We start from the raw sequence: 26289 nt of genomic DNA on the forward strand, positions 1-26289 counted from the left end.
GCTAGAAGTACCCCTCGCGCTTGCGGTCTTCCATCGCGGCCTCGGACAGCTTGTCGTCGGCGCGGGTGGCGCCGCGCTCGGTGAGCCGGGAGGCGGCGATCTCGGTGATGACCTGCTCCAGGGTCTCGGCGTCGGAGTCGACGGCGCCGGTGCAGGACATGTCCCCGACGGTCCGGTAGCGGACCTGGCGCTTCTCGACGCTCTCGCCGTCCTTGGGTCCGCCCCACTCGCCGGCGGTCAGCCACATCCCGGCCCGCTGGAACACCTCACGCTCGTGCGCGAAGTAGATCTCCGGGAGTTCGATGTTCTCGCGGGCGATGTACTGCCAGACGTCCAGCTCGGTCCAGTTGGACAGCGGGAAGACGCGGACGTGCTCGCCGGGCGCGTGGCGGCCGTTGTACAGGTTCCACAGTTCGGGGCGCTGGCGGCGGGGGTCCCACTGGGAGAACTCGTCGCGCAGGGAGAAGACGCGTTCCTTGGCGCGGGCCTTCTCCTCGTCGCGGCGGCCGCCGCCGAAGACGGCGTCGAACTTCTCCGCCTGGATCTTCTCGGTCAGCGGGAGGGTCTGGAGAGGGTTGCGCACCCCGTCCGGACGTTCCTTCAGCACTCCGCGGTCGATGTAGTCCTGCACGGAGGCGACATGCAGCCGCAGCCCGTGCCGCTCGACCGCGCGGTCGCGGTATTCAAGGACCTCGGGGAAGTTGTGCCCGGTGTCCACGTGCAGCAGGGAGAAGGGAACGGCCGCCGGGGCGAACGCCTTCAGCGCCAGGTGCAGCATGACGATGGAGTCCTTGCCGCCGGAGAACAGGATCACCGGCCGCTCGAACTCACCCGCCACCTCCCGGAAGATGTGCACCGCCTCCGACTCCAGGGCGTCCAGGTGGGACAGGGTGTACGGGGCGTCCGTACCCTCCTCCACCGTGGCAACGGTCGTCGTCATGCCAGTCCCCTCTCGGTGAGCAGCGCGTGCAGAGCCGCCGCGGACTCCTGGACGGTCTGGTCCTGCGACTCGATCCGCAGATCGGGCGTCTCGGGCGCCTCATAGGGGTCGTCGACCCCGGTCAGCCCGGACAGCTCGCCCGCGGCCTGCTTGGCGTACAGGCCCTTCACATCGCGTACGGAGCACACCTCGACCGGAGTCGCCACGTGGATCTCCAGATAGGCGGCCCCGCTCTCCTGGTGGCGCCCCCGGACGGCCTCGCGGCTGTCGGCGTAGGGCGCGATGACCGGGACCAGCGCCTTGACGCCGTTGCGGGCGAGCAGTTCGGCGAGGAAGCCGATGCGCTGCACGTTGGTGTGCCGGTCCTCGCGGCTGAAGCCGAGGCCCGCGGAGATGAACTCGCGGATCTCGTCGCCGTCGAGCACCTCGACGAGGTGGCCCTCCTCGCGCAGCCGGCCTGCCAGCTCGTACGCGATGGTGGTCTTGCCGGCACTCGGCAGACCCGTGAGCCAGACGGTGGCTCCGGTCGTCACGTGTGACTCCTTGTCGGTGGTGGTCATCAGTGCAGCCCGCACTCGGTCTTTGCCCGCCCGGCCCAGCGTCCGGCGCGGGCGTCCTCGCCCGCGAGGACGCGGCGGGTGCAGGGGGCGCAGCCGACGGACGCGTAGCCGTCCATCAGCAGCGGGTTGGTGAGAACGCCGTTTTCGGTGACGTACGCGTCCACGTCGTCCTGGGTCCAGCGGGCGATCGGGGAGATCTTGACCTTCTGGCGCTTCTCGTCCCAGCCGACGACCGGGGTGTTCGCCCGGGTCGGGGACTCGTCGCGGCGCAGGCCGGTCGCCCAGGCCAGGTAGTTCTCAAGGCCCCGCTCCAGCGGCTCGACCTTGCGCATCCTGCAGCACAGGTCGGGGTCGCGGTCGTGCAGCTTCGGGCCGAACTCGGCGTCCTGCTCGGCGACCGTCCGCGTCGGCAACAGCGTGATGACGTTGACGTCCATCACGGCCTCGACCGCGTCACGGGTGCCGATGGTCTCCTCGAAGTGGTAGCCGGTGTCGAGGAAGACGACGTCCACGCCCTTGCGGACCCGGGACGCCAGATGGGAGACGACCGCGTCCTCCATCGAGGAGGTCACGCAGAAGCGTGCCCCGAAGGTGTCGACCGCCCACTGGAGGATCTCCAGCGCGGAGGCGTCCTCCAGGTCGCGGCCCGCCTGCTCGGCCAGCGCCTTGAGATCGTCGGTCGTGCGCTCTTCCTGGATCGCGGTCATATCTGGTCTCCCCCTGCGTCGGTCTGCCGAAGACCCCGGGCGAGCAGCCCGAGGAACTTCAACTGGAATGCGCGGTTGCATGCCGCGCATTCCCACGCGCCGTGGGCGCCGTCCAGGGCCTCGCTCGGACGGAGGTCCTCGTCGCCGCAGTAGGGGCAGTAGAAGGGGGCGGCCCGCTCGCTCACGACAGGGCCTCCTCGGACGCGCGGGAGGCCCAGGCGGCGAACCGCTCGCCGTCCTCGCGCTCGGCCTGGAACCGCTTCAGGACGCGCTCGACGTAGTCGGGCAGCTCCTCGGAGGTGACCTTCAGGCCACGCACCTTGCGGCCGAACCCGGCCTCCAGGCCGAGGGCGCCACCGAGGTGCACCTGGTAGCCCTCGACCTGCTCGCCCCGGTCGTTGAGGACCAGCTGGCCCTTGAGACCGATGTCCGCCACCTGGATACGGGCGCAGGCGTTCGGGCAGCCGTTGAGGTTGATGGTGAGCGGCTCGTCGAAGTCCGGGACGCGGCGCTCGAGTTCGTCGATGAGCTGGGAGCCGCGGGCCTTGGTCTCGACGATGGCGAGCTTGCAGTACTCGATGCCGGTGCAGGCCATGGTGCCGCGCCGGAAGGACGAGGGCCTGGCCGTAAGGTCCAGCGCCTCCAGGGCTTCCACCAGCGGCTGGACCTGCGCCTCCTCGACATCGAGGACGATCATCTTCTGTTCGACGGTGGTCCGGACCCGGCCCGAGCCGTGCGCCTCCGCGACCTCGGCGATCTTCGTGAGGGTGGTGCCGTCGACGCGGCCGACGCGCGGGGCGAAACCGACGTAGAACAGGCCGTCCTTCTGGCGGTGCACCCCGACGTGGTCGCGCCAGCGGCCCGAGGGCTCGGCGGGCGCGGGACCGTCGGTCAGCTTGCGCTTGAGGTAGTCGTCCTCCAGGACCTGGCGGAACTTCTCCGGGCCCCAGTCGGCGACGAGGAACTTCAGACGGGCGCGGGTGCGCAGCCGCCGGTAGCCCCAGTCCCGGAAGATGCCGACCACACCGGCCCACACCTCGGGCACCTCGTCCAGCGGAACCCAGGCGCCGAGCCGGACGCCGAGCTTCGGGTTGGTGGACAGACCGCCGCCGACCCACAGGTCGAAGCCGGGGCCGTGCTCGGGGTGCTCGACGCCGACGAAGGCGATGTCGTTGATCTCGTGGACCACGTCGAGCAGCGGGGATCCTGAGATCGCCGTCTTGAACTTGCGGGGCAGGTTGGAGAACTCCTTGCTGCCGATGTACCGCTCGTGGATCTCGTCGATGGCCCAGGTGCCGTCGATGATCTCGTCCTCGGCGATGCCGGCGACCGGCGAGCCGATGACGACACGCGGGCAGTCGCCGCAGGCCTCGGTGGTGGAGAGGCCGACCGCCTCCAGGCGGTTCCAGATCTCCGGGACGTCCTCGATGCGGATCCAGTGCAGCTGGATGTTCTGCCGGTCGGTGACGTCCGCGCTGCCGCGCGCGAACTCCTGCGAGATCTCACCGATGACCCGCAGCTGCTGGGTGGTGAGGCGTCCGCCGTCGATCCGCACCCGCAGCATGAAGTACTTGTCGTCCAGCTCCTCCGGCTCCAGGATCGCGGTCTTGCCGCCGTCGATCCCGGGCTTGCGCTGGGTGTACAGCCCCCACCAGCGCATCCGGCCGCGCAGGTCGTTGGGGTCGATCGAGTCGAAGCCACGCTTGGAGTAGATCGTCTCAATGCGTGTCCGCACGTTGAGACCGTCGTCGTCCTTCTTGAACTGCTCGTTGCCGTTCAGCGGGGTGTGGTGCCCCGCGGCCCACTGACCCTCACCGCGGTGACGGCTCACCTTGCGGCGGGGCGCTGCGGATGCAGGGTTCTGCGGGGTGGCGGCCATCGTTGTACGTCCTTCGGGACAGGCGGGAAGCGGCTCTTACCTGCGCGTACGGGCGCATGGGTGTACATGCGCGTCATTGCGCAGGGAGGAGAACGAGAGGATGTGTCGGGTGACGCCGCGGCTCGTCAGCGCACCGGACAGATGGCGCTGGACATGCGGCCGAGATCGACGTGCCGCCGACTCACCAAGGCGATTCCAGTTCCAGACATGACGGAAGCGTGTCACGGCGTTCTGGACACAGTCCAGCTTTATCCGCCATGTGGACACCCTTGTCTCGTCAGGCGAGACGAGGGTGGCGTTGGTCACAAAGATCGCGAGCCCTCTTGTTCCCGCAGGTCAGGCTGGGTAAGCCCCAGGCCAGGGGCCCGGTGCGGGCACCTCGGCCTCCTCCTCGACCTTGGTGTCGAAGAGCTGGAAACCGCGGCGCAGGTAGTTGCCCATCGCGTGCTCGCCGTCCTTGCTGCATGTATGCAGCCAGACCCGCTTGGTGTCCGGCAGACCGGGCCAACGGTCCGCGAGGTCCCAGGCGCGGGCGACGCCGTAGGAGAGGAGGTGGCCGCCGATCCGTCGGCCGCGGAAGGCCGGGATCAGGCCGAAGTACTCGATCTCCACGACGCCGTCGTCCTGCGGTCCGAGCTCGACGTAGCCGGCGGGGGTGCCGTGGTCGTACGCCACCCAGGTCTCCACGCCGGGCCGCTCCAGGTGCTCCAGCCACCGCGCGTACGTCCAGGAGAGCCGGTCGGTCCAGCGGATGTCGCCGCCGACGGACGCGTAGAGGTAACGGCTGAACTCGGGGGAGGGGACCTCGGCGCGGACGATCCGGATGTCACCCCGAGGAGCCTCGGCGGGGAGGAGATCCGTCGGAGCGGTCATTTCCAGGGACCAGGTGGTCACGGCGATGTTGGGCATGCCGGTCAGGGAATCATCTACCCCTGAGATCTGTCGATCGAGGCCAGGGGCAGTGCGAACAGCACACGGCCCGACTGGGACCACACGTCGCCCGTCTGTTCCCAGTACGACAGCGACTCCGACTCCCCGCTCCAGCAGCTGCGCGTCTCGTCCACGCCGCAGCGGGTGGTCTTCGCCGGGGTCGAGCTGTTCTGACGCCACAGGGTGCCGTGATCGCCCTCGGTGTCGGCCGGGCGGCTCAGGTACCACTGGGAGTCGTACGACAGCACGGGGCCGGAGCCGGATGCCTTGGTGACGTACGCCTCGGCCGGGCGCGCGTACCCGCCGGTGCCGGTGGCCAGCAGTCCCGAGCGGCCGGGGTCGCGGCTGTAGTCGTAGCGCCACAGCCGGGCGCCCGTGTCGTCGTCCTTGGAGGTCCACTCGCTCGCGACCAGGCTGTCCGGGACGGTGCTGCGGTCCAGGGAGAGGTAGTCGGGGCGCGGCGCCGCCGCCCCGCCGGTCAGACGGTACGAGCCGACGGCGGGCAGCACCCACTGCTCGCCGTGCGCCGACCAGCCGCCGCGCACTTTGCCGACCGCGCCGCTGTCGACGGTGGCCCGCTGGACGCGGTTCATGTCGTAGACGTACAGGGCGTCGCCGCCGTCGCCGCTTGCGGTCACCAGCAGTTTGTTCTCGTACCAGACCATGCCGGAGACCTGGGAGACGAGGCCGCGGAAGTCGCGCCCGCCGTCGACCGGGACGGCGAGGAGGACCCAGGAGTAGGTGAGCCGGTTCAGATCGTTGGCGTCGACGAAGGCGACCCGGGCCAGGCCCCCGCCGCGTTCCGCGGTGCCGGTGCGGCTCCACGCGGAGAGGATCACGCGGTTGGCGCCCCACAGGCCGTCGTCGTCGGCGTCCCCGGAGGTGGTGACCGCGCCCGCTCGCCAGGACCGCGTGTCGGCGGCGTCCCAGCAGTACGCGGCGGTGGCCGAGGGCGTCACGGGCAGTGCCCGGCGCTCGTCGGCCGTACAGTCGATCGCGTCCCGCAGGCTCCGGTCGGCGGAGTCGAGGACGGCGGAGACTCCGACGGGACGTCCCATCGAGGAGGAGAGCCGGTCGAGGGAGCGCTGCGGGACCTGGGTCTCCTTCAGCCGCAGCGGGGCCGTCTCGGCGGCCGAGGTGAGCGGCTTCAGGGTCCCGGGGTTGGCGGCCACCGTGGCCTGCGAGGCGCTGATCATGGTGGCCGCGCCGGTCAGTGCGAGGGCGGTCCCGGCCAGGAAGGCACGCAGCGCCTGGCCCCGCCTGCGCCTGCGGTGTCTGCCGCGATGCTTCATAACGTCCTCCCGACGCGGGCCAACTGCGCCTGATGATCCGTACGTTGACCGAGGAGCAGGTGGGGTGACCCGTAGGGGATGCTACGGCAGTGGAGCGCCGATGGGGACGAAGACCCTGCAATTATGCGGAAGTCGCCCACTCGGGATGCTCAGTTCGCCCAGCCGGAGGCGCGGGACCCGAGCACGGCGGGGGCCGTGGAGTGCGGCAGCAGGTCGCCCGGGCTGCCCGGCAGCAGCACCTCGACCTCGGCATCCTCGCAGAAACGATACGGCCGGTGTTCCAGGAACGCCCCGAGATATCGCCGTACCCGGGACATCTCCGCGCGCACGGTCACCGTACGGCCCGGATCGCCGAACATGTCCTCGGCCAGACCCGCCGCACTGCGGCCCGAGCGGTGCAGGGTCAGCAGGTAGAGCAACTCGGCGTGCCGAGGACTCAGTTCATGACTCCAGGTGCCCGCGCCGCCCGACACCGTCACCGTCCAGCGGCGCGGAAGGGCGAGGTCGAGGACGATGCGGGTGACGCCGGGCGGCTCCGGCTGGTCGGCGGCGCGGACCAACCAGCCGCCTCCCAGCGGCTCCAGCGTGCACAGACCGAGCGCCGGCAGCCACCGTCGGCCCGGCGACGGCGACTTGGGCAGGGCGATCCGGTTCGGATACGGCATTCCGGTCACCGCCGCCGTCCAGCCGTCCCGGTCCACCACCAGGGCACGGCCGGTGAGCCGCGCGAGCACCGGCGCCGCCACGGCCCGCAGTTGCTCCAGCGAGGTCAGATGCAGTTCACGCAGCCGTGACTCGGCGAGCTTGGCCACCGCGTCGACCCAGGAGAGCGTCGCCGGGTGCATCGTGTCCAGCGGCCCGCTCACGTCCACCACACCGATCAGCCGGCCGTCCCGCGGATCCTTGACGGGGGCGCCGGTGCAGGTCCAGGAGGTCTGCGAGCGCACGAAGTGCTCGGAGGCGAAGACCTGGACGGGGTGGCGCACCACGGCCGGGGTGCCTATGCCGTTCGTGCCGACGACGCTTTCCCGCCAGTCGGCGCCGAGTTCGAAGCCGGTGCCGTCGGCCTTGCGCAGCACGGGGGAGCTGCCCTCCCGCCACAGCACCCTGGCGTCCTCGTCGGCGACCACCATGATGTGGTGGGTGATGTCCGCGACCGACAGCAGTCCCTCCCGCAGCACCGGCAGGATCTGCCTGAGCTGGGTGCTCTCCCGGCGCCGCTGCACCTCCTCGGGAGGCAGCAGCCCCGACCGGAAATCGTGGTCGGGGTCGACGCCGCCGCGCAGCATGCGGCTCCAGGACTCCTCGATCACGGGGCGCGGGGCCAGCGGCGCGCGCCGGCCGGACAGCGTGGCGGAGCGGACCTCGCTCAGCACCCGGGCCGCGCGTGCCGAGTCCACGGCGGCCAGCTGGGTCACGTGTGTCGGCGAGAGCGGCACAGGTCCTCCCGGTCTCCGGTTCATTGACTGTCTGTCTCATAGTGCCGGTCGTCGCCCGGGGAAGAGCACCGTCCGTCCACAGACGACAGGAAGTTGCAACCCCCTGCAACCCTGGTGGAGTGTTCCGGCCTGGTTGAAACTTGAGCCAACGCCGTCTCGCAGCGGCGTTGTTCGGCCATTTTGGCCAACGCGGGGGTGGTGCCGTGTCGGCGCAGCACCACCCCCGGCTTATTTGTGCCGTGCGAGTGCGAGTGCGAGTCGGGCTCAGGCCTGCGGCCTTGCCCGGTCCACCACCTTCGCCAGGTCCAGGCTCGTCGGCAGGGTGCCGAACGCCGTTCCCGCGTCGCCGCCCAGACGGGACGCGCAGAACGCGTCGGCCACCTCCGGCGGTGCGTGGCGGACCAGCAGGGAGCCCTGCAGGACCAGCGCGAGCCGTTCCGTCAGGCGGCGGGCCCGGCCCTCGATGCCGTCCAGGTCGGCCAGTTCGGTGAAGAGGTCCTTGGTCGCCGCGTCCAGACGGTGGTCGGCGCCCCGGGTCCCGCCGATCTCCAGGAGGTAGGCGTTCAGGGCCTCGGGTTCTCGTCGCAGGACCCTCAGGACGTCCAGGGCCTGGATGTTGCCGGCGCCCTCCCAGACGGAGTTGAGGGGGGATTCGCGGACCAGGCGGGGCAGGCCCGACTCCTCCACGTACCCGTTGCCGCCCAGGCACTCGGCGGCCTCCGTGACGAGGGGGGTGCAGCGCTTGGTGATCCAGTACTTGGCCGTCGGCACCGCGATCCTGAGGAAGGCCCACTCCTGCTCGCCGCCCTCGTCGTGGGCGGCCGCCAGCCGCAGGCCGAGCGTGGTCGCGGCCTCGGACTCCAGGGCCAGGTCGGCCAGGACGTTGCGCATCAGCGGCTTGTCGACGAGCTTGCCGCCGAAGGCCTCGCGGTGGGTGCAGTGGTGGATCGCCTGGGCCACGGCCTGGCGCATCAGGCCCGCCGAGCCCAGGGCACAGTCGAGGCGGGTCGCCGCGACCATCTCGATGATGGTGCGGACCCCGTCCCCCTCGTCGCCCACCCGGCGGGCCCAGGTCCCGTCGAACTCGACCTCCGCGGAGGCGTTGGAGCGGTTGCCGAGCTTGTCCTTGAGGCGCTGGAGGAGAAACGTGTTGCGGGTGCCGTCCGCCAGGACGCGGGGGACGAGGAAGCAGGTGAGTCCGCCCGGTGCCTGGGCGAGGACCAGGAAGCCGTCGGACATGGGGGCCGAGCAGAACCACTTGTGACCGGTGAGCTCGTAGGTCTCGCCGTCGGGCAGCGGTCGCGCGGACGTAGCGTTCGCGCGTACGTCGCTGCCGCCCTGTTTCTCCGTCATGCCCATCCCGAACAGTGCCCCCGCCTTGAGGTGGGCGGGCCGCAGTTCGCGGTCGTAGACCATGGAGGTGAGGCGGGGCTCCCACTCGGCGGCGAGGTCCGGGTCGGTGCGCAGGGCGGGCACCGCCGCGTGGGTCATCGACAGCGGGCAGCAGTTGCCGGCGTCGACCTGCGTCCACAGCAGGAACGCTGCCGCCCGGCGCACATGGCCGCCGGGGCGGGTCCAGGCGGCGGTCAGGCCCGCGGCGACGCCCTTGCCGAGGACCCGGTGCCAGGCCGGATGGAACTCGACCTCGTCGATCCGGTGGCCGTGGCGGTCGTGGGTGCGCAGCCGGGGTGGGTTGTCGTTGGCCTGGGCGCCCCACTCCTGCACCTGCGCGGAGCCGCAGGCCCGGCCGAGCGCCGACAGTTCGCCGTGGACCTCGCCGAGCAGGGCCGGGTCGAGGTGCCGCTCGACGGCCGCGGTCAGAACACGGTCGGCGGTGTAGACGTCGTAGCCGGTCAGAGGTGGGGGCTGGTTGGTCACGGTGTGCGTGGTGCCTTCCATGCCAGCGAACGTACCCCGGGGCACCCTGCCGGTCACCTCACGGACACGGCGCCCGGTGCCGGGTCTGTGCGTGCGGGGTGGCTTGCGGGCGGTGGCTCCCGGGAGCCCGCGTGTGTGCGTCGGTCACCTCTCACGCACACGGCGCCCGGCCGCCGTGTGGGGCAGGCCGGGCGCGGTGTGCGGAAGGGGGTTCTCAGGCGAAGTGGGCCATCGCCTCCGCCGGCTCGTGCACCGGGTCCGCCTCGGGGATGCCGTGCGGCCAGCCCGCCCGGTAGACGGTGTCGAGGTAGCGCTCGCCGAGGTCCGGGGCGATCGCGACCGCGGTGAGGCCGCGTCGGCCGTGGGCGGACAGCCACTGGTGGGCGCCGCTGACGACCGTGCCGGTGGAGCCGCCGAACAGGAAACCCCGGGCGGCCAGCCGGCGGCAGGCCTGGAGGGTGTCCGGTTCCTCGACGAGCACCACGTCGTCGATGTACGACCTGTCGAGCAGCTGCGGCGGCACGCTGGTGCCGAGCCCCGGGATCATCCGGACGCCGGGCGGTCCGCCGAAGGTGACCGAGCCGACGCTGTCGACGGCGACGATCCGCACCGGGCGCCGCCACTGCCAGAACCAGCGGGCGCAGCCCATCAGGGTCCCGGTGGTGCCGGCCCCGACGAACAGGACGTCCAGGTCGGGGAAGCGGCGCGCGATGTCCGGCGCGGTGGTGCGGTAGTGGGCCCGCCAGTTCCCCTCGTTGCTGTACTGGTTGAGCCACACGTACCGCTCGTCCGAGGCGCACAGCGCCCGCACGTAGGCGAGCCGGGCGCCCAGGTAGCCGTCGTGCAGGTTCGGTTCCCTGACGACGTGCACCCGGGTTCCGAGAGCCTCCATCAGCCGGATCGTCACCGCGTTGCACCGGGTGTCGGTCACGCACAGGAACCGGTAGCCCCGGCTCGCCGCGATCATGCTCAGGGCCACCCCCAGGTTCCCCGACGACGACTCGACGAGGATCGACCCGGGCCGCAGGGTGCCGTCGCGCTCGGCGGCGTTCACCATTTCCCGGGCCGCCTTCAGCTTGATGGACCCCGCGAAGTTGAAGCCCTCGCACTTCAGGAACAGCGGTAGCTCCAGCGCCGCCCGCAGGTCGACGTAGAGGTCGGACTCGTTGAACTCCGAAGGATCGGATATGACGGGCATGACGCCCCCCTCCTCATGCGCCACTGATCGTTCAGCCGTACCGGCGCAGCTCGTTGAAGAACCCGTCGACGACGTGCAGTTCGCCGCGCCGGGCCAGTTCGTCGTGGACGAACCTGCCGACGGCGAGGTCCAGGACCCCCAGTCCGAAGGGCGAGAACACCACCGTCCGGTCCGTCGGGACGGTCACCCGTCCGGTCAGCACGTCGTCGAGCGTGCCGTCGATGAAGTCCCTGTTCCCCGTGAGCTGTTCGGCCAGGTGCGGGGAGGTCTCGGCCTTGAGGCAGTGCTCGACGTCGTCGACGAAGTTGGCGGACGCGAGCAGGATCTCCGGGTCGAGATCGCGCAGGGAGACATGCAGGACCAGGGGGTGATGGCCGAACCACGACGGATCGTGGACGTGCGGCTTGCCGGCGACCGTGGCGAAGACGACCAGGTCGCTGGAGCGGATGAGGGATTCGGCCGTGTCGTGCACGACGGCCTTCCCCGCCCCGCCGGACCGCTCGAGATAGCCGCGGAACCCGGCGGCGCTCTCGGCGGACAGGTCGTGCACGCCGGTCTCCTCGAACTCCCAGCCGGTGGCGGTGAGATGGGTGTGGATGTAGCGGGCGATGAGCCCGGTGCCGATGAACCCGACGCGGGTCGGGCGGACCCGGCCCGCGCTGAGCCTCCCGGCCGCCAGCGCCGCCGACGACGCGGTGCGCGTGGCGCTGATGACCGAGCTCTCCAGGCAGGCGAACGGATAGCCGGTGTCCGGATCGTTGAGGATCAGTACCGCCGATGCCCGCGGCAGCCCGGACTTGATGTTCTCCGGGAAACTGGAGACCCACTTCAGACCGTCGACCCTGAGCGGTCCGCCCAGTGAGGCGGGCAGCGCGATGATCCGGGACGACGGGCGGTCCGGGAACTTCAGGAAGTACGACGGGGGGTTGACCGAGTCGCCCGCGCCGTGCAGCCGGTACACGGCCTCGACGAGGTCCGCGATCTCGGGTTCCCGGCCGTACAGGGCCTGTTGGACCTGCTCACCGGTGACGAGGGCGAAGGACGGGGCGCCGACGGTGCTCATACGCCGCTCACCTCGCCGTCGGTGCGCAGTACCGGGTCGCCGAGCGCGGTCAGCACCTCGCGCGGCCCCTCGAAGGGCTCGCGGCTGTGCGCCGTACGGATGTTGTCGACGAGCAGCAGGTCACCGTCCTGCCACGGCTCGCGCACGGTGTGGGCGTCGTACACCTCGTTGATCGTCCGCACCACGTCCGCGTCGATCGGATCGCCGTCGCCGAAGCGGGTGTTGAAGGGCAGCCCGTCGGCCCCGTACATGTCCACCAGGTACTCGTGCACTTCGGGCTCCATGGTCCACTCGTTGAGGAACGCGATCTGGTTGAACCAGCAGGGCAGGCCGGAGGCGGGGTGCCGGAGCACCGCGCCGCGCCGCTGCCGGGTGTGCAGGGCGCCGTCGCTCCGCCACGCGAACTCGATGGCGTGCCGGCGGCAGTAGCGCTCGACGGCAGCGCGGTCGTCCGTGCCGAACGCCTCCTCGACCGAGGCGCCGATCTCCTCGTGGTACGACCGGGTCAGCAGCCAGCCCTCCCGTTCGAAACGGGAGACCAGGTCGCGGGGCAGGTCCCGGAGCACCGCCGTCGCGTCGGCGAGCGTGGTCGCGCCCCCGGACCCGGGTGCCTCCAGACAGGCGAACAGCAGCAGACCCGGGAACTCCAGTCCGTAGCTGATCTCGTGGTGCATGCACATCTGCTGGTTCGGCGGCCACTTGGTCGACGAGTACACGCCGTCGGCGTAGCGGCGCCGGGGCGCGAAGGGTTCGCGGTCGGGCATCAGGCCGTCGGTCAGCCGCCGGAAGACCGCTTCGGTCGTCGTGGGGTCGGAGAGGCCGAGCCCGCGCACCAGGACACAGCCGTGCTCGGATACGAGCGCACGCAGCGGGTCGTGGTGCTCCGCGGCCCAACTGGTCGGATCGGCCACGGACTTGGCGTTGAGGATCGGCGGACGGCCCGGAGCCAGATCGAGGTGCGGAAGGAGACTCGTGGATGACATCTCGGTGTTCCTTTCAGCTGTTCCGGTCGAGCAGGCCCGCCAGGTCAGCGAGGACCGGGTGGCGGACGACGTCCTTGAGGGTGATCGCCCGGTCCAGGGCGATCGCGAGACGCACGGCGGACAGCGAGCTGCCGCCGCGGTCGAAGAAGTGGTCGAGACGGCCCACGCGGTCCACCGGGATGCCGAGCACCTCGGCCCAGGCGTCCGCCAGCCGTCGCTCGCCCGCCGTCACGGGCACCTCCGCCGCACCGGCGTCGAGGTCCTCGGCGAGCGCGGTGAGCGTGCGGCGGTCGGTCTTGCCGTTGGCGGTCAGCGGCAGCTGCTCCCGCCAGTGCACGACGGCCGGCACCATGTACGACGGCAGCGACACGGCCAGCCGTTCCCGTACCGTGTCCGCGCCCACCGGCTCGGGCCCGGCGCAGAACGCGGCGAGCTGGGTGCCCCGCACGACCACGACGGCCCCGTCACGCACCCCGGCCACCCGCAGCAGCGCGTTCTCGATCTCGCCGATCTCCACGCGGAACCCGCGGATCTTGACCTGGGTGTCCCGGCGGCCGAGGAACTCCAGTTTGCCGTCGGACCGCCACCGCCCCACGTCACCGCTGCGGTACAGCCGCTCGCCGGGCCGGTGGGGATCCTCCATGAACGCGGCCGCGGTGCGCTCGGGGTCGTTGACGTACCCGCGCCCCACGCACACCCCGGAGAAGACGATCTCGCCAGGCGCGCCCAGCGGCACGGGGACCAGGTCCTCGTCGACGACGTACACCCGCACATTGCGCACCGGCCGGCCGAGCGGGACCCGGTCGCCGTCCGGCACCCGGTCCATGACCTCGTGGTTGGTGTCGTCCGAAGTCTCGGTCAGACCATAGGCGTTGGCCAGCCGGATCCCGGGCGCGGTGGCGAACCAGCGCTGCACCAGTTCCCGCTTCACCGCCTCGCCGGTCACCGACACACAGCGCAGATCGGCCAGTTCACGCGGCCGCTGCACCAACTCCGCGAGTACGGCCTCCAGATACGACGGCACGACCTGGAGCACGTTGACGCGCCCCCGGATCACCGTGTCCACGAACCGCGGCACGTCGAGGATGGTCTCCTGGTCGATGAGCAGGGTCCGCCCGCCCACGAGGGTGGCGGCGAGGAGCTGCCACAGGGAGATGTCGAAGCACTGCGGCGCGGTCTGCGCGACCACGTCGTGCTCGCCGATCCCCAGGTCCTCGACCTTGGCGAGCACGTGGTTGACGAAGCCGGCGTGCTCGCACATCGCGCCCTTGGGCTCGCCGGTGGAGCCGGACGTGAAGTAGATGTAGGCCAGTTGATCCGCCGGGACGGGAATCCCGAGATCGTCGTCCGGGTGCCCCTCGGCGTACACGGCGTCCAGGAACAGCGTCCGGGCCGCCGTACCGGAGAGCGAGCCGGTGCTGCCCTGCTCGGTGACGACGAGCTCGCAGCCCGCCCGGGACAGCGTCCTCGCGACCCGCTCGGCCGGGAAGTGCGGCTCGACCGGCAGATACACCCCGCCCGCCTTGAGCACGCCGAGCACGGCCGCCATCCAGTCCAGGTTCCGTTCCGTGACGACGGCGACGACCCCCTCGGCCTCCAGACCGTGGGCCAGCAGCGCCCGGCCGACCTGGTTGGCCCGGGAGTTGAGCTCGGCGTACGTCCACTGCCGCTCGCCCTGTACGGCGGCCACGGCGTCCGGGTGCTTCTCGACCCGCTCCTCGAAGAGCTCGTGCACCCGCCGGTCCGGGAGTTCACGGACCGGGCCCGCCAACTCCTCCAGCTGGTAGCGGAGTTCCTCCTCGGACAGCAGGCTCGTGCGGTCCGGGTGGGCCAGCGCGGTGAGGTGGTAGCCGGCGATGCGGGCGGCGGCGTCGGTGTCCAGGGCGCCGGTGCGGTGGCGCAGCCGCAGCGTGCCGTCGGTGACGGTGACCCGCAGGTCGTCGCCGGGCGTGCCGAGGGCTGCGAGGACCTTGCTGTGGGCCGCGAGCAGCGCGGCGGGATCGGTCGGCGTGCCCTCGGGCAGCCGGACCGCGTACTCCGTGACATCCGGTATCGGACCGGGCCTCGGGTGCGGAACTGTTTCCATGACTTTCTTCCCCCTGTTTTCTTCGTGCAGGCAGTGCAGGCGGTCAGGCAGTGCGGCGGTTCAGGCGCCTCGCAGCGCCACCGCCGGGTTGCCGCCCCAGTGCGCCCCCGTCGGCATCTCCTCGCCCTTCATCAGGAAGGAGTCGGCACTGAGCACGGCGCCGTCGCCCATCCGGACGCCGTAGTGGACCAGCGCGCCCGCCCCGAGGGTGCAGCCGTCGCCGATGACGATGTGATCGGACTTGAAGGTGCCGTCCTCCTGGGAGTGGGCCTGCACCTTGGAGTGGTGGCCGAGCGTGGTGTCGCTGCCGATCGCGACCAGGGTCCGCTCGGTGACGTAGCAGCCGTCGTCGAAGACCCGGCGGCCCAGGCGCATACCGAGCGCCCGCCAGACGAGGCTCTTGAACGGGGTGCCGTTGAACACGGCCAGGTGGTGGTCGGGCACCTTCCACAGCCGCTCGTGCCACCAGAAGTACGGGTCGTAGATGGAGCACAGCCGCGGCTGGAGCGGCCGGAACCGGGTGATCACGCGCTCCACCAGCGCCCAGTAGGTGGTGGTCAGCAGCAGACCGGCCATCAGGTAGCCGCCGATGAGCGGGCCACCGAGGGCGCCCCGGCCGCCGTAGAGGTCGACGGCCGCGAAGCCGAGGGCCGTCAGCAGGAACCAGTGCAGCCATCGCAGGAACAGGAACAGGGCCATCGTGCGGGCGTTGGAGCCGTTCTTGGCCGAGAGGCGGCGGCGCAGCTCGTCACCCTCGCGGAAGTGGTCGAAGCGGGTGTCGCGCTCCACCGTGCGCGGGATCTCGAAGGGCGGCGAGCCCAGCAGGCCCACGCCCTCCCGGAGTTCACCGTCGAGCGGCACCAGCACCTTGGTGGCGAGCAGGCAGTTGTCGCCGGTACGGCCGCCGACCGGGTAGGCGATGTGGTTGCCGAGGAAGTTGCGCGCCCCGATCGAGACCCGCGACACCCTGAACGAGGTGCTGGAGTACTCGGCGTTGAGGACCGAGAGCCCGTCGGCGACCATGGTGCCGCTGCCGACGGTGGCCAGGTACGGCGTCTCGTGCGAGACCTCGGTGCCGAAGTTGGAGCCGGTCTGCTCGACGGTCGAGAGGTCGTAGCCGATGGACCGCAGGTAGGGGACGATGTACGAGCTGTCGCCGCACAGCCACTTGAAGAACCGGATGTTGGTCATGCGGGCGATCGCGCGCTGCACCGAGTAGTGGAAGCCGTACAGAGGATAGACCCGGTCCGCTCGCACGGTCAGGTTCAGCAGCCGTGGCAGCACGGTCGCGGTGGCGAGGCCCACGACGATCGAACCGGCGAAGAGGGCGACGGACAGGGCCAGTGCCTCGACGTAGAAGGCCGTCGACTCCAGTTCCTTCGCGTTCGGTTCGAGCAGCGGGTCCAGCGCCGGTACCAGGTCCATCAGCAGGAAGGTCCCGCCGAGGCCGACCGGGACGTACACCAGCAGAGTCTGGAGCAGGGCGACGAGGGCGTAGCCGGCCCGGCGCGGGGTGGTGCAGCGGGCCGCGGGGACGCGGATGTGGTCGACGTGGGTGCGGCGGGCCGGTGAGCCGTGCCAGCGCTGGCCGGCGGGGACCGCGGCGCCGTCGTACAGCGCGGAGGAGTGGCCCAGCTGGCCTCCGTTGCCGATCGAGGTGCCGATGTCGAGGACGGTCTTCTCGCCGACGAAGACGTCCCGGCCGAGGGTGACGGGGCCGGTGCGGATCCGGCCCGCGTGCGCCCGGTAGCCGAGGAACAGAGCGTCCTTGCGGATCACCGTGCCCGCGCCGACGGTCAGCAGGTCGGTGCAGACCGGCACCGAGTGGGACAGGATCGTGACGCCCTTGCCGATACGGGCGCCGAGGGCCCGCAGGTAGAGGACGTACAGCGGGTTGCCGGTGAACAGGATCATCGGGTTGGCGTGCAGCAGCGCCTTGACGGTCCAGAAGCGGACGTAGGCGAGGCCCCACACCGGGAACTCCGTCTCCTTCCACCGGCCCACCAGCACCCACTTCGCCACCACGGGCAGGGTGCACACCGCGAGGAAGAGGCCGCCACCGAACACCAGCGAGCGCAGATAGACGGAGACGACGCCGTTGCCGCCGGATATCCAGGAGTACCCCTCGGCCATGGCGGTCCCGGCACCGAGGCAGTACACGGCGAAGATCAGGAACTGCAGCACTCCGCACAGGACATAGCGCGCGGTGCTGCCCGGCGGCGGGGGTGGCTCGGCGGGTCGTGCGGGGGCCGGTGCGGCGTCCGGGGCCTCGGCGAGCGCCGTCGCCAGGGCGCGGATCGTCGGGTGGCCGTATACGTCCCTCATCGACACCGACGGCAGGTCGTCACGCTTCCTGACCCGGGCGCAGAACTGAGCCATGACCAGGGAGTTGGCACCAAGATCGTCGAAGAAGTGGCTGTCGAGGGGGACTTGCTCCGTCTTCACGACCCCGGCCAGCACCTCGGCGAAGACCTGTGCGGTGCCGTCCACCGGGGTGACTGTCGTGATCTCGCCGGGATTTACCACCACTTGAGCTCCTAGATCATTACTTTTGGTCTTATGGACTATTCGGTGTGCTTGGTAAGTCGGGCCGGGCTCTCCACCGGTTCCGGGGATTGCGGTGGTGTTACGGCCTCGCGACACCGCCGGGCCGCTCCTGCGACGACCGTTTCCAGCGGGCCACGCCCGACGCGCCGCCACGAGAGGGCGAAGAGGAGCGCTCCGGTGGTCATGACGGCGTAGAGGAGCTCGGGGGAGCCGGCGAGCGCGCCGGTGGCGAGAAGGAGCACGTGGGCGGCGTAGAGGGTCAGCGGCATGCTGCCCGCCGCCGCGAGGAGCGTGAGCGCCCGCGTGAGGGGGGCGCTCCTGGTCAGCAGCAGGGCGCCGCCGAGGATCGCCGCGGCCGAGCCCAGGGTGAGGAGCATGTCGAACGGTGTGGTGGTGTGCGGCGCGCGGGAGAGCAGCGCCCACCAGGTCGCGCCGTCGGGGCTGTCCCACAGGGCCTCGGCCCGGGAGGCGCCCGGGAACTCCGCGCTCCACAGGTGCCGTAGCCCGTCGAACCGGAACAGGACCAGACAGGACACCAGCCAGACGCCGGCCACCAGGGCGAGGCCGCCCCCGAGCAGGCGGGACGCGATCTTTCGTGATGTCAGGTCCAGTCGGCCGAGGGCGAGTCCGGCGCACAGATAGGCGGTCCAGGCGAGCACCGGGTAGTCGCCGTGCACGAGCAGGTCGGACACCAGTCCGAGCGGATCGGTGACGACGTCCTGGAGCGTCGGATCGCCGTCGAAGGCGGGCTCCGGCAGCACGCCCCGCAGCGCGTGCACGGCGAACGGCGCCCCCACGGCCAGGAACAGGGAGAGACAGGCCAGGAACCGGGGGCCGAGGCCCAGCAGCGGGATCGCGATCAGGAACAGCAGGGCGTAGAACACCAGGATCACGTCCACGTCCAGGTCCGCGGCTCGGGACGCGTAGCCGAGCAGCAGCCCGATCAGCGCGATGACGGCCGCCCGTGCCGCCACCGCCACGGTCGCGGGCCGGCCGGTGGCCGGCCACCGGCCGCCCGTGGTGAAGGCCAGCCCGATCCCGGCCGTCACGGCGAACGTCGCCGAGGAACGGCCGCCCGCGAACATCCAGGCGGGCGTGGGCGATCCGGCCGCGTCGAACGCGCCGAACACGTGAACGGAGAACATACCGAGCAGGGCGAGGCCCCGTGCCACATCGACCCCTACGATGCGCGGCACGGCATGCTTCGGCACATACGGAGCAGGCATGAGAATTCTCCAGACAGAGATACGGCGGAATATCGCGCGCTGTTCACCGCACAGCGGAAAATCATGATGCAGAACCCCCGTGGTTCCGGTGTGCCGGAAGAAAAAGAAGTGTCTCGAGACACTGAATGAGATAAGGGGAGGAGCGGTTCGGTATGTGCCTGGAGTGACCACGTGGCGGGGACGAGGTGGCCGGTAGGGGCCCTGGTCAGGGCCCGGAGAATGCAATCCGAATTGTTTCGATGTGCTTGGGAACGGGTCAAGCGCGTTTCAGTCAATGGCGGTTTCTCGCTCGTCGACCGTTCGCTCACGGTATGACCCGTTCGGTCCGTTCGACCGCGTCACCGGGGAAATCACCCCATGGGTGCCGCATATGTCATCGGGTGTTCCACTTCTCGGTGCTCGAATTTCAGCCGCCGGGTTCATGACAGAAAAGGGGTTCGAATTCCTTGACGATTTCCCCGGAGTTGCCCGGCCCTTTCCGGGGCGTGACGGAACCGAACGGGAGCGAGCGTTCTGCGCACAGGTGTGCCCGTACCGGGACCAGGGGATGAGTGCACGCTCCCACGGCGGATACCTTTAGGTCGTGCAGTCAGCAAGCGAATCCACTCAGCAGACCTCCGGGCGCCTACACCGGGCGCGTGCCCTCTACCGGAACGTCTCGAAGCGCAGGACCGCCTGGCTGCTGCTCAAGGACACCGTCAACTCGTGCATCGAGTACCGCATCCTGGGACTCGCCGCCGAGGCCGCGTTCTTCTCGCTGCTGTCCGTGCCGCCCCTGCTGCTCAGCCTCATCGGCCTGCTCGGCTACGTCGACGACTGGACCGGCACCGACACCATCACCAGCCTCGAGGCCAACATCCTGGACGCCGCGCGCACGGTGCTCTCCGACAAGGGCGTACGGCAGATCGCGCAGCCGATCCTCAACGACGTGATGAAGGGCGGCCGTCCCGACGTCATCTCCGTCGGCTTCCTGTTCGCCCTGTGGTCCGGCTCGCGCGCGGTCAATGTCTTCATCGACACCATCACCGTCATGTACGGCCTCGACGGGGTCCGCGGCATCGTCAAGACCCGGCTCGTCGCGTTCGCGCTGTTCATCGCGGGGCTGCTGCTCGGGTCGGTGGCGCTGCCGCTGGTGGTGGCGGGGCCGGACGCGGTCGTACGGATCGTGCCGTGGTCGGCGACCCTGGTGCAGGTCCTGTACTGGCCCGTCGTGATCGTGCTGTCCATCGCCTTCCTGACGACGCTGTTCCACGTCTCGGTGCCGGTGCGCTCACCGTGGATCGAGGACGTCCCCGGTGCCCTGGTGGCCCTGGCCATGTGGGTGCTGGGGAGCTTCCTGCTGCGCATCTACCTGCAGAACACCATCGAGGGCGCGACGATCTACGGCTCGCTGGCCGCGGCCGTGGCGGTGCTGCTGTGGATCGGCGTCTCGGCCTTCGCGGTCCTGGTGGGCGCCGCGGTGAACGCCGCGATCGACCGCGTCTGGCCGGCGGCGGCCACGGCGGCGGCCCGTGCGGCGAACGAGCGGACGCGGGAGGCGCAGGTCGCGGAGTACGTGGCCCGCGCGGCCACCCTCCACGGCACGGACTCCGACCCCGACGACCCGGACATGCCCTCCGAGTTCCCGGAACGCTGGTCCCGCTTCCTGCCTCCGGAGGACGTGACGTCGCGGCTGCGGACGCATGCGAAGACGACGCATCCCCCGCAGAAACCGGAGGGCTCCTGAGGGGGATGCGTCGTCGGCCGCGGGCCGGTGGGGGTTGATCGCGCCCCGCGGCGGAGCCGCATATCGACACAGCCCCGCGCCCCTGGGTGGGTCCACTTACCGGGGTCAGACCTTCCACGTACCCGCAGCCGCCGCCTCCCTCGCGAACTCGCCGAACTCGCGCGGCTCCCGGCCCAGTACCTCCCGCACCCCGTCCGACAGATACGCGTTATGGCCGTCCAGCAACTGCTCGAACGCCTCGACCAACGCGCCGACCTCCCGCTCCGGCACCCCGAACCCCACGAGGCGCTCCCCGTACTCCCGCGCCGACACCGCCCGGTACGTCAGCTCACGCCCCGTCGCCTTCGCGATCTCCGCGACCGCGTCGCCGAAGGTCAGCAGACGCGGTCCCGAGACGGAGAGCGTCGCCCCGGCATACCGGTCGCCCGACGTCAGCGCGGCCACCACCACATCCCCGATGTCCCGCACATCCACGAACGGCTCCCGCACCTCACCCGCCGGGAACACCAGCTCCCCGCTCAGTCGCAGCTCCTCCACCAGCGGCCCCTCGCTGAAGTTCTGCGCGAACCACGACGCCCTGACGACCGTCCAGTCCGCCCCCGACGCGTGCAGCGCCTCCTCCGCGTCCCGCGCCCGGTCCTGCCCGCGCGAGGAGAGCAGCACCAGCCGCCGTACGCCGATCCCCACCGCCTCCCGCGCGACCGCCCCGACCGCCTCGGCCGCGCCCGGGGCACCGATGTCCGAGGGGTACACCAGATAGGCCGCGTCCGCGCCCCGCAGGACCCCCGCCCACGTCGACCGGTCCTGCCAGTCGAACCCCTGCGCCCGCGAGGCCGCCCGAACCGTCAGCCCCGCCGCCTGCGCCGACTGCACCACCCGGCTGCCCGTACGACCCGAGGCACCGGTCACCACCACCGTCATGTCCGCCGTGTTCTGTGTCATGCCATCGAGTCAACTGCCGTTCCCGGCAAGGGACCATCGCTGAACGGCTCATTCCCATGCGCGCGCGTCTACGCTGGCCCCATGGACGCTCTGGCAGGCCTGCTGGAAGGACCGCGGGCGCGTGGCGCCTTCATGATCCGTGCGTGCTTCGACCCGCCGTGGGCGGTGCGGGTGGAGGACCGGGCGCCGTTGACGGTGATGCTGCTCGTCCGCGGTGACGCCTGGGTCCTGCCCGACACGGGCGAGCCGGTCCGGCTGCGCCCCGGCGACCTCGCCATCGCCCGCGGCCCCGCCCCCTACACCTGCGCCGACGCCCCCGGTACGGCCCCGCAGGCGCTGATCCTGCCCGGCGCGGAGTGCCGCTACCCCGACGGCCGGGTCCTGAACGGCTCCATGGACCTCGGCGTACGCACCTGGGGCGACCGGCTCGACGGCGGGACGGTCGTCCTCATCGGGACGTACCTGATGGAGGGCGAGATCAGCAACCGGCTGCTGGACGCCCTGCCGCCGCTGCTGTCGCTGACCACCGACGTGTGGGAGTGCCCGCTCACCCCGCTCCTCATGGAGGAGATCGTGCGCGACGAGCCCGGACAGGAGGTCGTCCTGGACCGGCTGCTCGACCTGCTCGTCATCGCCGCGCTCCGGGCCTGGTTCTCCCGGCCCGAGGCGGAGCCGCCCGCGTGGTACGCGGCGCTGGCGGATCCCGTCGTGGGCCGGGTGCTGCGCCTGGTGCAGGACGACCCCGCCCATCCCTGGACGGTGGCCTCCCTCGCGGCCAAGGCCGGAGTGTCCCGTGCGGCGCTGGCCCGGCGTTTCAGCGAACGGGTGGGGGAGCCGGTGATGACGTATCTGACCGGATGGCGGCTGGCGTTGGCGGCGGACCGGCTGCGGGAGGGGTCCGCGACACTCGACGCGATCGCCAGGCAGGTCGGTTACGGCAGTGCCTTCGCTCTGTCCAGTGCGTTCAAGCGGGTGTACGGGGTCAGCCCGCAGGAGCACCGACTGCGGGTGAGCGCGAGCTGACCGCGTCGTAGCCTGGGCATGTGTACACGGAGAGGGCGTCCCGGCTCGCGGGTGCGTTCGTCTGGACCGGGGACGGCGCCGGACGTGTTCTGCCCGACGGCTGCATGGACCTGCTCTGGGCGCGGGGGCAGCTGCTGGTCGCCGGGCCCGACACCCGTGCGTACGTCCCCGAGGGCGCCCCGGCCACCTGGACGGGCCTGCGCTTCCCTCCCGGTTCCGCGCCCGCCTTCCTGGGGGTGCCCGCGCATGAACTGCGCGATCGCCGTGTGGAGTTGGCCGATCTCTGGCCGTCTTCCGAGGTACGGCGGCTGCGGAGCCGTATCGCCGGGTCTGCGGACCCGGGCACGGCCCTCGAGGAGATCGCCCTGGAGCGTGCCGCCCCGCCCGACCCCCTCCTCCGCGCCCTCGTCACCTCCCTGGACGCGGGGCGTCCCGTCGCCGTGACCGCCGACGAACTCGGGCTCGGCGCACGTCAGTTGCACCGCCGTTCGCTCGTGGCCTTCGGGTACGGGCCGAAGACGCTGGCCCGGATCCTGCGGTTGCGGCGGGCTCTGGCGCTGGCCCGGTCCGGTGTGCCGTTCGCGGAGACGGCCGTGCGGAGCGGGTACGCGGACCAGCCCCATCTCGCGCGGGACGTACGCGAGTTGGCCGGTCTTCCGCTCGGGCGACTACTCGCCGCCCGGTAGCGGGGCGTACAGGTCGACGCCGTTGCCGTCGGGATCGTGCAGGGAGGCGTAGCGCTGGCCCCACTCGGCGTTCCACGGTTTGAGTTCACCGTGGAATCCCTCGGCCACCAGCTCCTCGTACACGGCGTCGACCTCGGCGGGGTCCGCGCAGCGCAGCGCGAGCCCGGTGCGGCTGCCGCCGGCCGGGGCCCGCCAGCCCGGGTGGAAGGAGCGGACGGTCTCCTCGGTGTCGAGCATCAACCGCACACCGCCCGCGAGTTCGGCCTCCGCGTGCGGCTGCGACTCGGCCCCCTCGGCGAAGGGGAACCCGAGCCGCCGGTAGAAGGCGACGGAGGCGGCCATGTCGGAGGCGACGAGGCCGATGGCATCGAATCGTGGAGTCATGTCGCCACCGTAAGGAGGGGCCGCACCTCCGGTCTTGAAGGAATCGGACACGTCAGCCGAAGGTGACCGGCCCCCGCGGGGTGTCCACCGTGAACGAGAGGCCCACCGGACCTTCGGTGAGGGGGAGTTCGGTGTCGAGGGCGGCCAGCAGCTGGCGGATCCCGTCGGGGGAGGGGGCGGTCCCTCTCAACGAGAGGAGCGGTGTCGTGGGGAGCCCCTCGGCCGTGGGGTGGGGCGAGGGGCCCCAGTCGATGAGGAAGGGGACCAGCCCGGAGGGATGCTGGGTGTCGCCGTCCGTCAGGCGCCACTTCAGCAGGGTGCCGTCGGGTCTGCGGCGGCTCATCGGACGGATCTCGCCGGGGTCGTAGCCGCGTGCGCGGGCGGCGGCGACCGCCGCGTCCAGGTCGTACGGGCTGATCGCCCAGGTCAGCGTGCGGGCGGCGGCCAGCGTGTCGACGTCGAAGGGGCGCGGGCCGCTCGGCGCCGGCTGCTCCGGGTCCGGGCCGATGATCTCCAGATAGGCGGTGCCGCCCAGCGAGACCAGGTGGTTGCGGGTGCCGAGACCGACGTGCACACCGCCGGGGGCGGGCGTCACGCCGGTGCGCCGGGTGAACTCGGCGACCGTCGCCGCCAGGTCCGGGGTCGCGAGGACGAGATGGTCGAGGTGTGCGGGAATCGCGTTCACCGCGCCGACGCTACGCACAGCGGACCGCACGATGGAACACCCTGCACGGCGACTCGGTGCCGCTGCGGCACGGCGGTCGGTCGCGGGCTCACCGCCACGACGGCGTCCCGGTCGGCCGCCGCCCCCGTCGGCACGGGCCGCGTGGCCGAGGTTCAGTCCCGCGGTGGCGCCGTGCTCGCCCGTTCCACCAACCGCGTCGACAGTTCCGTCCGGGTGCTCTCCGGGCGGTCGCCCTCCATCATGCGGACCAGGAGGCGCAGGGCCATGGCCGCCATCTCCGAGAGGGGCTGGCGGACCGTGGTGAGGGCCGGGGTGGTCCAGCGCGCTTCGGGGAGGTCGTCGAAGCCCACGACACTCATGTCGCCCGGGACGCGCAGTCCCCGCTCGGCCAGCGCCTCGTACACGCCGAGGGCCATGCGGTCGGAGCAGACGAAGACCGCGGTGGGCGGTTCGGGCAGGTCGAGGAGTTCCAGCGTGCGGCGGTGGGCGGCGCTCTCGTCGAAGCCGGCGTGGCGGACGTACTCGGGACGCTGTCGTATCCCCGCCGCCGCGAGCGCGGAACGGTAGCCCGCCACCCGCGCCCCACTGCACATCTTGCGCTGGTGACCGGCGACGACCGCGATGTGCTCATGGCCCAGCGCGAGCAGGTGCTCGGTCGCCGTCACCCCGCCCTGCCAGTTCGCCGCGCCCACCGAGACCACACCCGGCGGCGGCTCCAGGACCGGGTCGATCAGGACGTACGGGATGCGGTGCTGGTCCAGCCAGCCGTACTGCGACGACGTCAGCTCGGCCAGGTTGAACAGCACCCCGGAGGAGCCGCGCGCGGTGAGCTTGTCCATCCAGCCGCTGTCCGGCCGGCCCAACCGGGTGCGGTTCAGCCCGGCGGAGACCACCACCTCGAGACCCGCGTCGTGCGCGGCGGCCTCCACCCCGTGCAGGACCGCCCCCGACCAGGAGGTCTCCAGCGAGTGCACGACCAGGTCGACCAGCCCCGACGTCCTCACGGCGTCGAACCTCGGTCTGCGGACGTAACCGAGCCGGTCCAGGGCCTCGGTGACCCGGCGGCGGGTCTCGGGGGCCACGTCCTCCCGCCCGTTGACCACCTTGGAGGCGGTCGGCACCGACACACCCGCCTCCCGGGCCACGACCGCCAGCGTGGGACCGGCCGCCACGCTCGCACTCCCCGTGCGGACCATCGGGAACCACCTCTCCGGCCCGCCCGTGGGCCATGAAAGTTTCGACCAGCGCGGAAACAGTAAGCGCTTCCTACCCTAGGTTCGCCCGGGGAAGTGGGGAAGAGGTCGGGCTTCGCAGGTCTTCGTGCCCGCATGGTTTTCGAAACGTCGAACGTCACCCGCAGGTGAGCCGGAACCCCCTGAAGTCGGCGGTGAAGGCCGCGTCGACCAGGTCCACCGCATGGATTCCGGCCATCGCACCCGTGAACCGCAGCTTCGACCCGTGGTCGTCGGAGAGCCGGGTGAAGTCCAGTCCCGGACCCACGGGCGTCCGCTCGCCGTCGTCGCCCACGCGCCAGAAACGGGCCACCCCTTCCGCCACGGTCACGCCGATCGTGAGAGCGCTCTCTGTGCCGACGTCGACCACCGCCACCCGCCGGGTACTTCCCTCGTCCCGCTCGACCAGACTGAGCACGGTCCGCCCCTCGCCCCGCCACTGCTGACCGTGCTGTCCCTCGCCCTCCGGCTCCGCCCATGTCAGGTCGAGGGACAGATAGGACTCGCTGTCGTACCGGAGCACGAGACCGGCGGCCTGTGTGAACGTACCGGGCCGGGCCTCCACGGTGACCTCCGCCTCCGCCCGGTGCTCGGTGATCCGCTGGGCGAGCAGACTGTGCGCCCACCGCGACTCGGGCCCGTGCCGCCCACGCAGCCGGATCCACCCGGGTCGGGCGGCGGTGTCCGCCCAGGACGGGTCGGGAGCGGCCCGCAGACTGCTCCATGGCCAGCCCAGCGGGTTCTCGGGAGACGGGAGGTTCCCGGAGGGCCGTGCAGGGGACGGGAGGTGCTCGGACGCCTGCGCAGGGGAGGGGAGTTGCTCGGTCCGGCCCGGCTGCGTCGCCACCTCGACCTCGACCGCCGGATGCGCACCCCCGTGCCG

General features: G+C 71.3%; 23 protein-coding genes and 1 pseudogene. 3 read left to right on the plus strand and 21 right to left on the minus strand.

Annotation, left to right across the window (positions count from 1 at the left end; translation table 11 throughout):
• Position 1: 1 nt before the first annotated feature.
• The 16 genes from cysD to ACFYRX_RS10595 all read right to left on the minus strand — a co-directional run bounded on the left by cysD (position 2) and on the right by ACFYRX_RS10595 (position 18728).
• Positions 2-940: a sulfate adenylyltransferase subunit CysD gene (cysD, locus tag ACFYRX_RS10520; RefSeq protein WP_389097952.1), complete on the minus strand. Its 939-nt coding sequence runs from the start codon at positions 938-940 to the stop codon at positions 2-4.
• Positions 937-1500 (minus strand): adenylyl-sulfate kinase, encoded by a 564-nt coding sequence (gene cysC / locus ACFYRX_RS10525; RefSeq protein ID WP_389097953.1) that lies wholly within the window; start codon positions 1498-1500, stop codon positions 937-939. Before cysC ends, cysD begins: the two co-directional genes overlap by 4 nt.
• Positions 1500-2207 carry a phosphoadenylyl-sulfate reductase gene (locus ACFYRX_RS10530; RefSeq protein WP_389097954.1) on the minus strand — a complete coding sequence of 236 codons (708 nt, stop codon included), beginning with the start codon at positions 2205-2207 and terminating at the stop codon, positions 1500-1502. The genes cysC and ACFYRX_RS10530 overlap by 1 nt, the downstream gene beginning before the upstream one ends.
• On the minus strand, positions 2204-2392 hold the full coding sequence (locus ACFYRX_RS10535) for a hypothetical protein (protein WP_389097955.1): 189 nt from the start codon (positions 2390-2392) through the stop codon (positions 2204-2206). Before ACFYRX_RS10535 ends, ACFYRX_RS10530 begins: the two co-directional genes overlap by 4 nt.
• Positions 2389-4086, minus strand: coding sequence for a nitrite/sulfite reductase (locus ACFYRX_RS10540; protein WP_389097956.1), 1698 nt, complete (start codon positions 4084-4086; stop codon positions 2389-2391). Before ACFYRX_RS10540 ends, ACFYRX_RS10535 begins: the two co-directional genes overlap by 4 nt.
• 125 nt (positions 4087-4211) lie before the next feature.
• Positions 4212-4295: a putative leader peptide gene (locus ACFYRX_RS10545; RefSeq protein ID WP_349817346.1), complete on the minus strand. Its 84-nt coding sequence runs from the start codon at positions 4293-4295 to the stop codon at positions 4212-4214.
• A gap of 127 nt (positions 4296-4422) precedes the next feature.
• Positions 4423-4995 carry a GNAT family N-acetyltransferase gene (locus ACFYRX_RS10550; RefSeq protein ID WP_389097957.1) on the minus strand — a complete coding sequence of 191 codons (573 nt, stop codon included), beginning with the start codon at positions 4993-4995 and terminating at the stop codon, positions 4423-4425.
• A 17-nt stretch (positions 4996-5012) separates the two neighbouring features.
• Positions 5013-6308, minus strand: a complete 1296-nt coding sequence (locus ACFYRX_RS10555) for a hypothetical protein (protein WP_389097958.1) — start codon at positions 6306-6308, stop codon at positions 5013-5015.
• A 149-nt stretch (positions 6309-6457) separates the two neighbouring features.
• Positions 6458-7747: a GAF domain-containing protein gene (locus ACFYRX_RS10560; RefSeq protein ID WP_389097959.1), complete on the minus strand. Its 1290-nt coding sequence runs from the start codon at positions 7745-7747 to the stop codon at positions 6458-6460.
• A gap of 264 nt (positions 7748-8011) precedes the next feature.
• Positions 8012-9646: an acyl-CoA dehydrogenase family protein gene (locus tag ACFYRX_RS10565; RefSeq protein WP_389097960.1), complete on the minus strand. Its 1635-nt coding sequence runs from the start codon at positions 9644-9646 to the stop codon at positions 8012-8014.
• 193 nt (positions 9647-9839) lie between these two features.
• Positions 9840-10823, minus strand: a complete 984-nt coding sequence (sbnA, locus tag ACFYRX_RS10570) for a 2,3-diaminopropionate biosynthesis protein SbnA (protein ID WP_389097962.1) — start codon at positions 10821-10823, stop codon at positions 9840-9842.
• 31 nt (positions 10824-10854) lie between these two features.
• Positions 10855-11886 carry a 2,3-diaminopropionate biosynthesis protein SbnB gene (gene sbnB / locus ACFYRX_RS10575; protein ID WP_389097964.1) on the minus strand — a complete coding sequence of 344 codons (1032 nt, stop codon included), beginning with the start codon at positions 11884-11886 and terminating at the stop codon, positions 10855-10857.
• A complete protein-coding gene (locus tag ACFYRX_RS10580) occupies positions 11883-12869 on the minus strand; it encodes a TauD/TfdA family dioxygenase (RefSeq protein WP_389097966.1) in 987 nt (328 codons plus the stop codon). Before ACFYRX_RS10580 ends, sbnB begins: the two co-directional genes overlap by 4 nt.
• Before the next feature lie 13 nt (positions 12870-12882).
• Positions 12883-14955: an amino acid adenylation domain-containing protein gene (locus tag ACFYRX_RS10585; RefSeq protein ID WP_389097968.1), complete on the minus strand. Its 2073-nt coding sequence runs from the start codon at positions 14953-14955 to the stop codon at positions 12883-12885.
• A gap of 60 nt (positions 14956-15015) precedes the next feature.
• A complete protein-coding gene (locus tag ACFYRX_RS10590; protein ID WP_389097970.1) occupies positions 15016-17484 on the minus strand; it encodes a Pls/PosA family non-ribosomal peptide synthetase in 2469 nt (822 codons plus the stop codon).
• Between the two features lie 35 nt (positions 17485-17519).
• Complete coding sequence (locus tag ACFYRX_RS10595; RefSeq protein ID WP_389097972.1) at positions 17520-18728, minus strand: heparan-alpha-glucosaminide N-acetyltransferase domain-containing protein; 1209 nt, start codon at positions 18726-18728, stop codon at positions 17520-17522.
• A 583-nt stretch (positions 18729-19311) separates the two neighbouring features.
• Here ACFYRX_RS10595 and ACFYRX_RS10600 point away from each other — a divergent pair.
• Positions 19312-20454, plus strand: coding sequence for a YihY/virulence factor BrkB family protein (locus ACFYRX_RS10600; RefSeq protein ID WP_389097974.1), 1143 nt, complete (start codon positions 19312-19314; stop codon positions 20452-20454).
• A gap of 105 nt (positions 20455-20559) precedes the next feature.
• Here ACFYRX_RS10600 and ACFYRX_RS10605 read toward each other — a convergent pair whose 3' ends face one another.
• The gene (locus ACFYRX_RS10605; RefSeq protein WP_389097976.1) at positions 20560-21396 is read right to left on the minus strand and encodes an NAD(P)H-binding protein; all 837 of its coding nucleotides are present in this window, start codon (positions 21394-21396) and stop codon (positions 20560-20562) included.
• Positions 21397-21477: 81 nt separating this feature from the next.
• On the opposite strand from ACFYRX_RS10605, the gene ACFYRX_RS10610 reads away from it, so the two are divergent.
• Both ACFYRX_RS10610 and ACFYRX_RS10615 read left to right on the plus strand, forming a co-directional pair.
• Positions 21478-22419: an AraC family transcriptional regulator gene (locus ACFYRX_RS10610; protein ID WP_389097978.1), complete on the plus strand. Its 942-nt coding sequence runs from the start codon at positions 21478-21480 to the stop codon at positions 22417-22419.
• Between the two features lie 20 nt (positions 22420-22439).
• On the plus strand, positions 22440-23105 hold the full coding sequence (locus ACFYRX_RS10615) for a helix-turn-helix domain-containing protein (protein ID WP_389097980.1): 666 nt from the start codon (positions 22440-22442) through the stop codon (positions 23103-23105).
• Here the strand turns inward: ACFYRX_RS10615 and ACFYRX_RS10620 are convergent.
• The 4 genes and pseudogenes from ACFYRX_RS10620 to ACFYRX_RS10635 form a co-directional block, all read right to left on the minus strand.
• Positions 23088-23489: a VOC family protein gene (locus ACFYRX_RS10620; RefSeq protein WP_389097982.1), complete on the minus strand. Its 402-nt coding sequence runs from the start codon at positions 23487-23489 to the stop codon at positions 23088-23090. The two genes, ACFYRX_RS10615 and ACFYRX_RS10620, sit on opposite strands and share 18 nt — an antisense overlap.
• A gap of 52 nt (positions 23490-23541) precedes the next feature.
• Positions 23542-24174: a VOC family protein gene (locus ACFYRX_RS10625; RefSeq protein WP_389097984.1), complete on the minus strand. Its 633-nt coding sequence runs from the start codon at positions 24172-24174 to the stop codon at positions 23542-23544.
• Between the two features lie 152 nt (positions 24175-24326).
• Positions 24327-25370 carry a LacI family DNA-binding transcriptional regulator gene (locus tag ACFYRX_RS10630; RefSeq protein WP_389097986.1) on the minus strand — a complete coding sequence of 348 codons (1044 nt, stop codon included), beginning with the start codon at positions 25368-25370 and terminating at the stop codon, positions 24327-24329.
• A 154-nt stretch (positions 25371-25524) separates the two neighbouring features.
• A pseudogene (locus ACFYRX_RS10635) lies at positions 25525-26289 on the minus strand (glycoside hydrolase family 43 protein); the annotation flags it as partial.

The sequence above is a fragment of the Streptomyces sp. NPDC005374 genome (genome assembly GCF_042872225.1).
Lineage (GTDB): Bacteria > Actinomycetota > Actinomycetes > Streptomycetales > Streptomycetaceae > Streptomyces.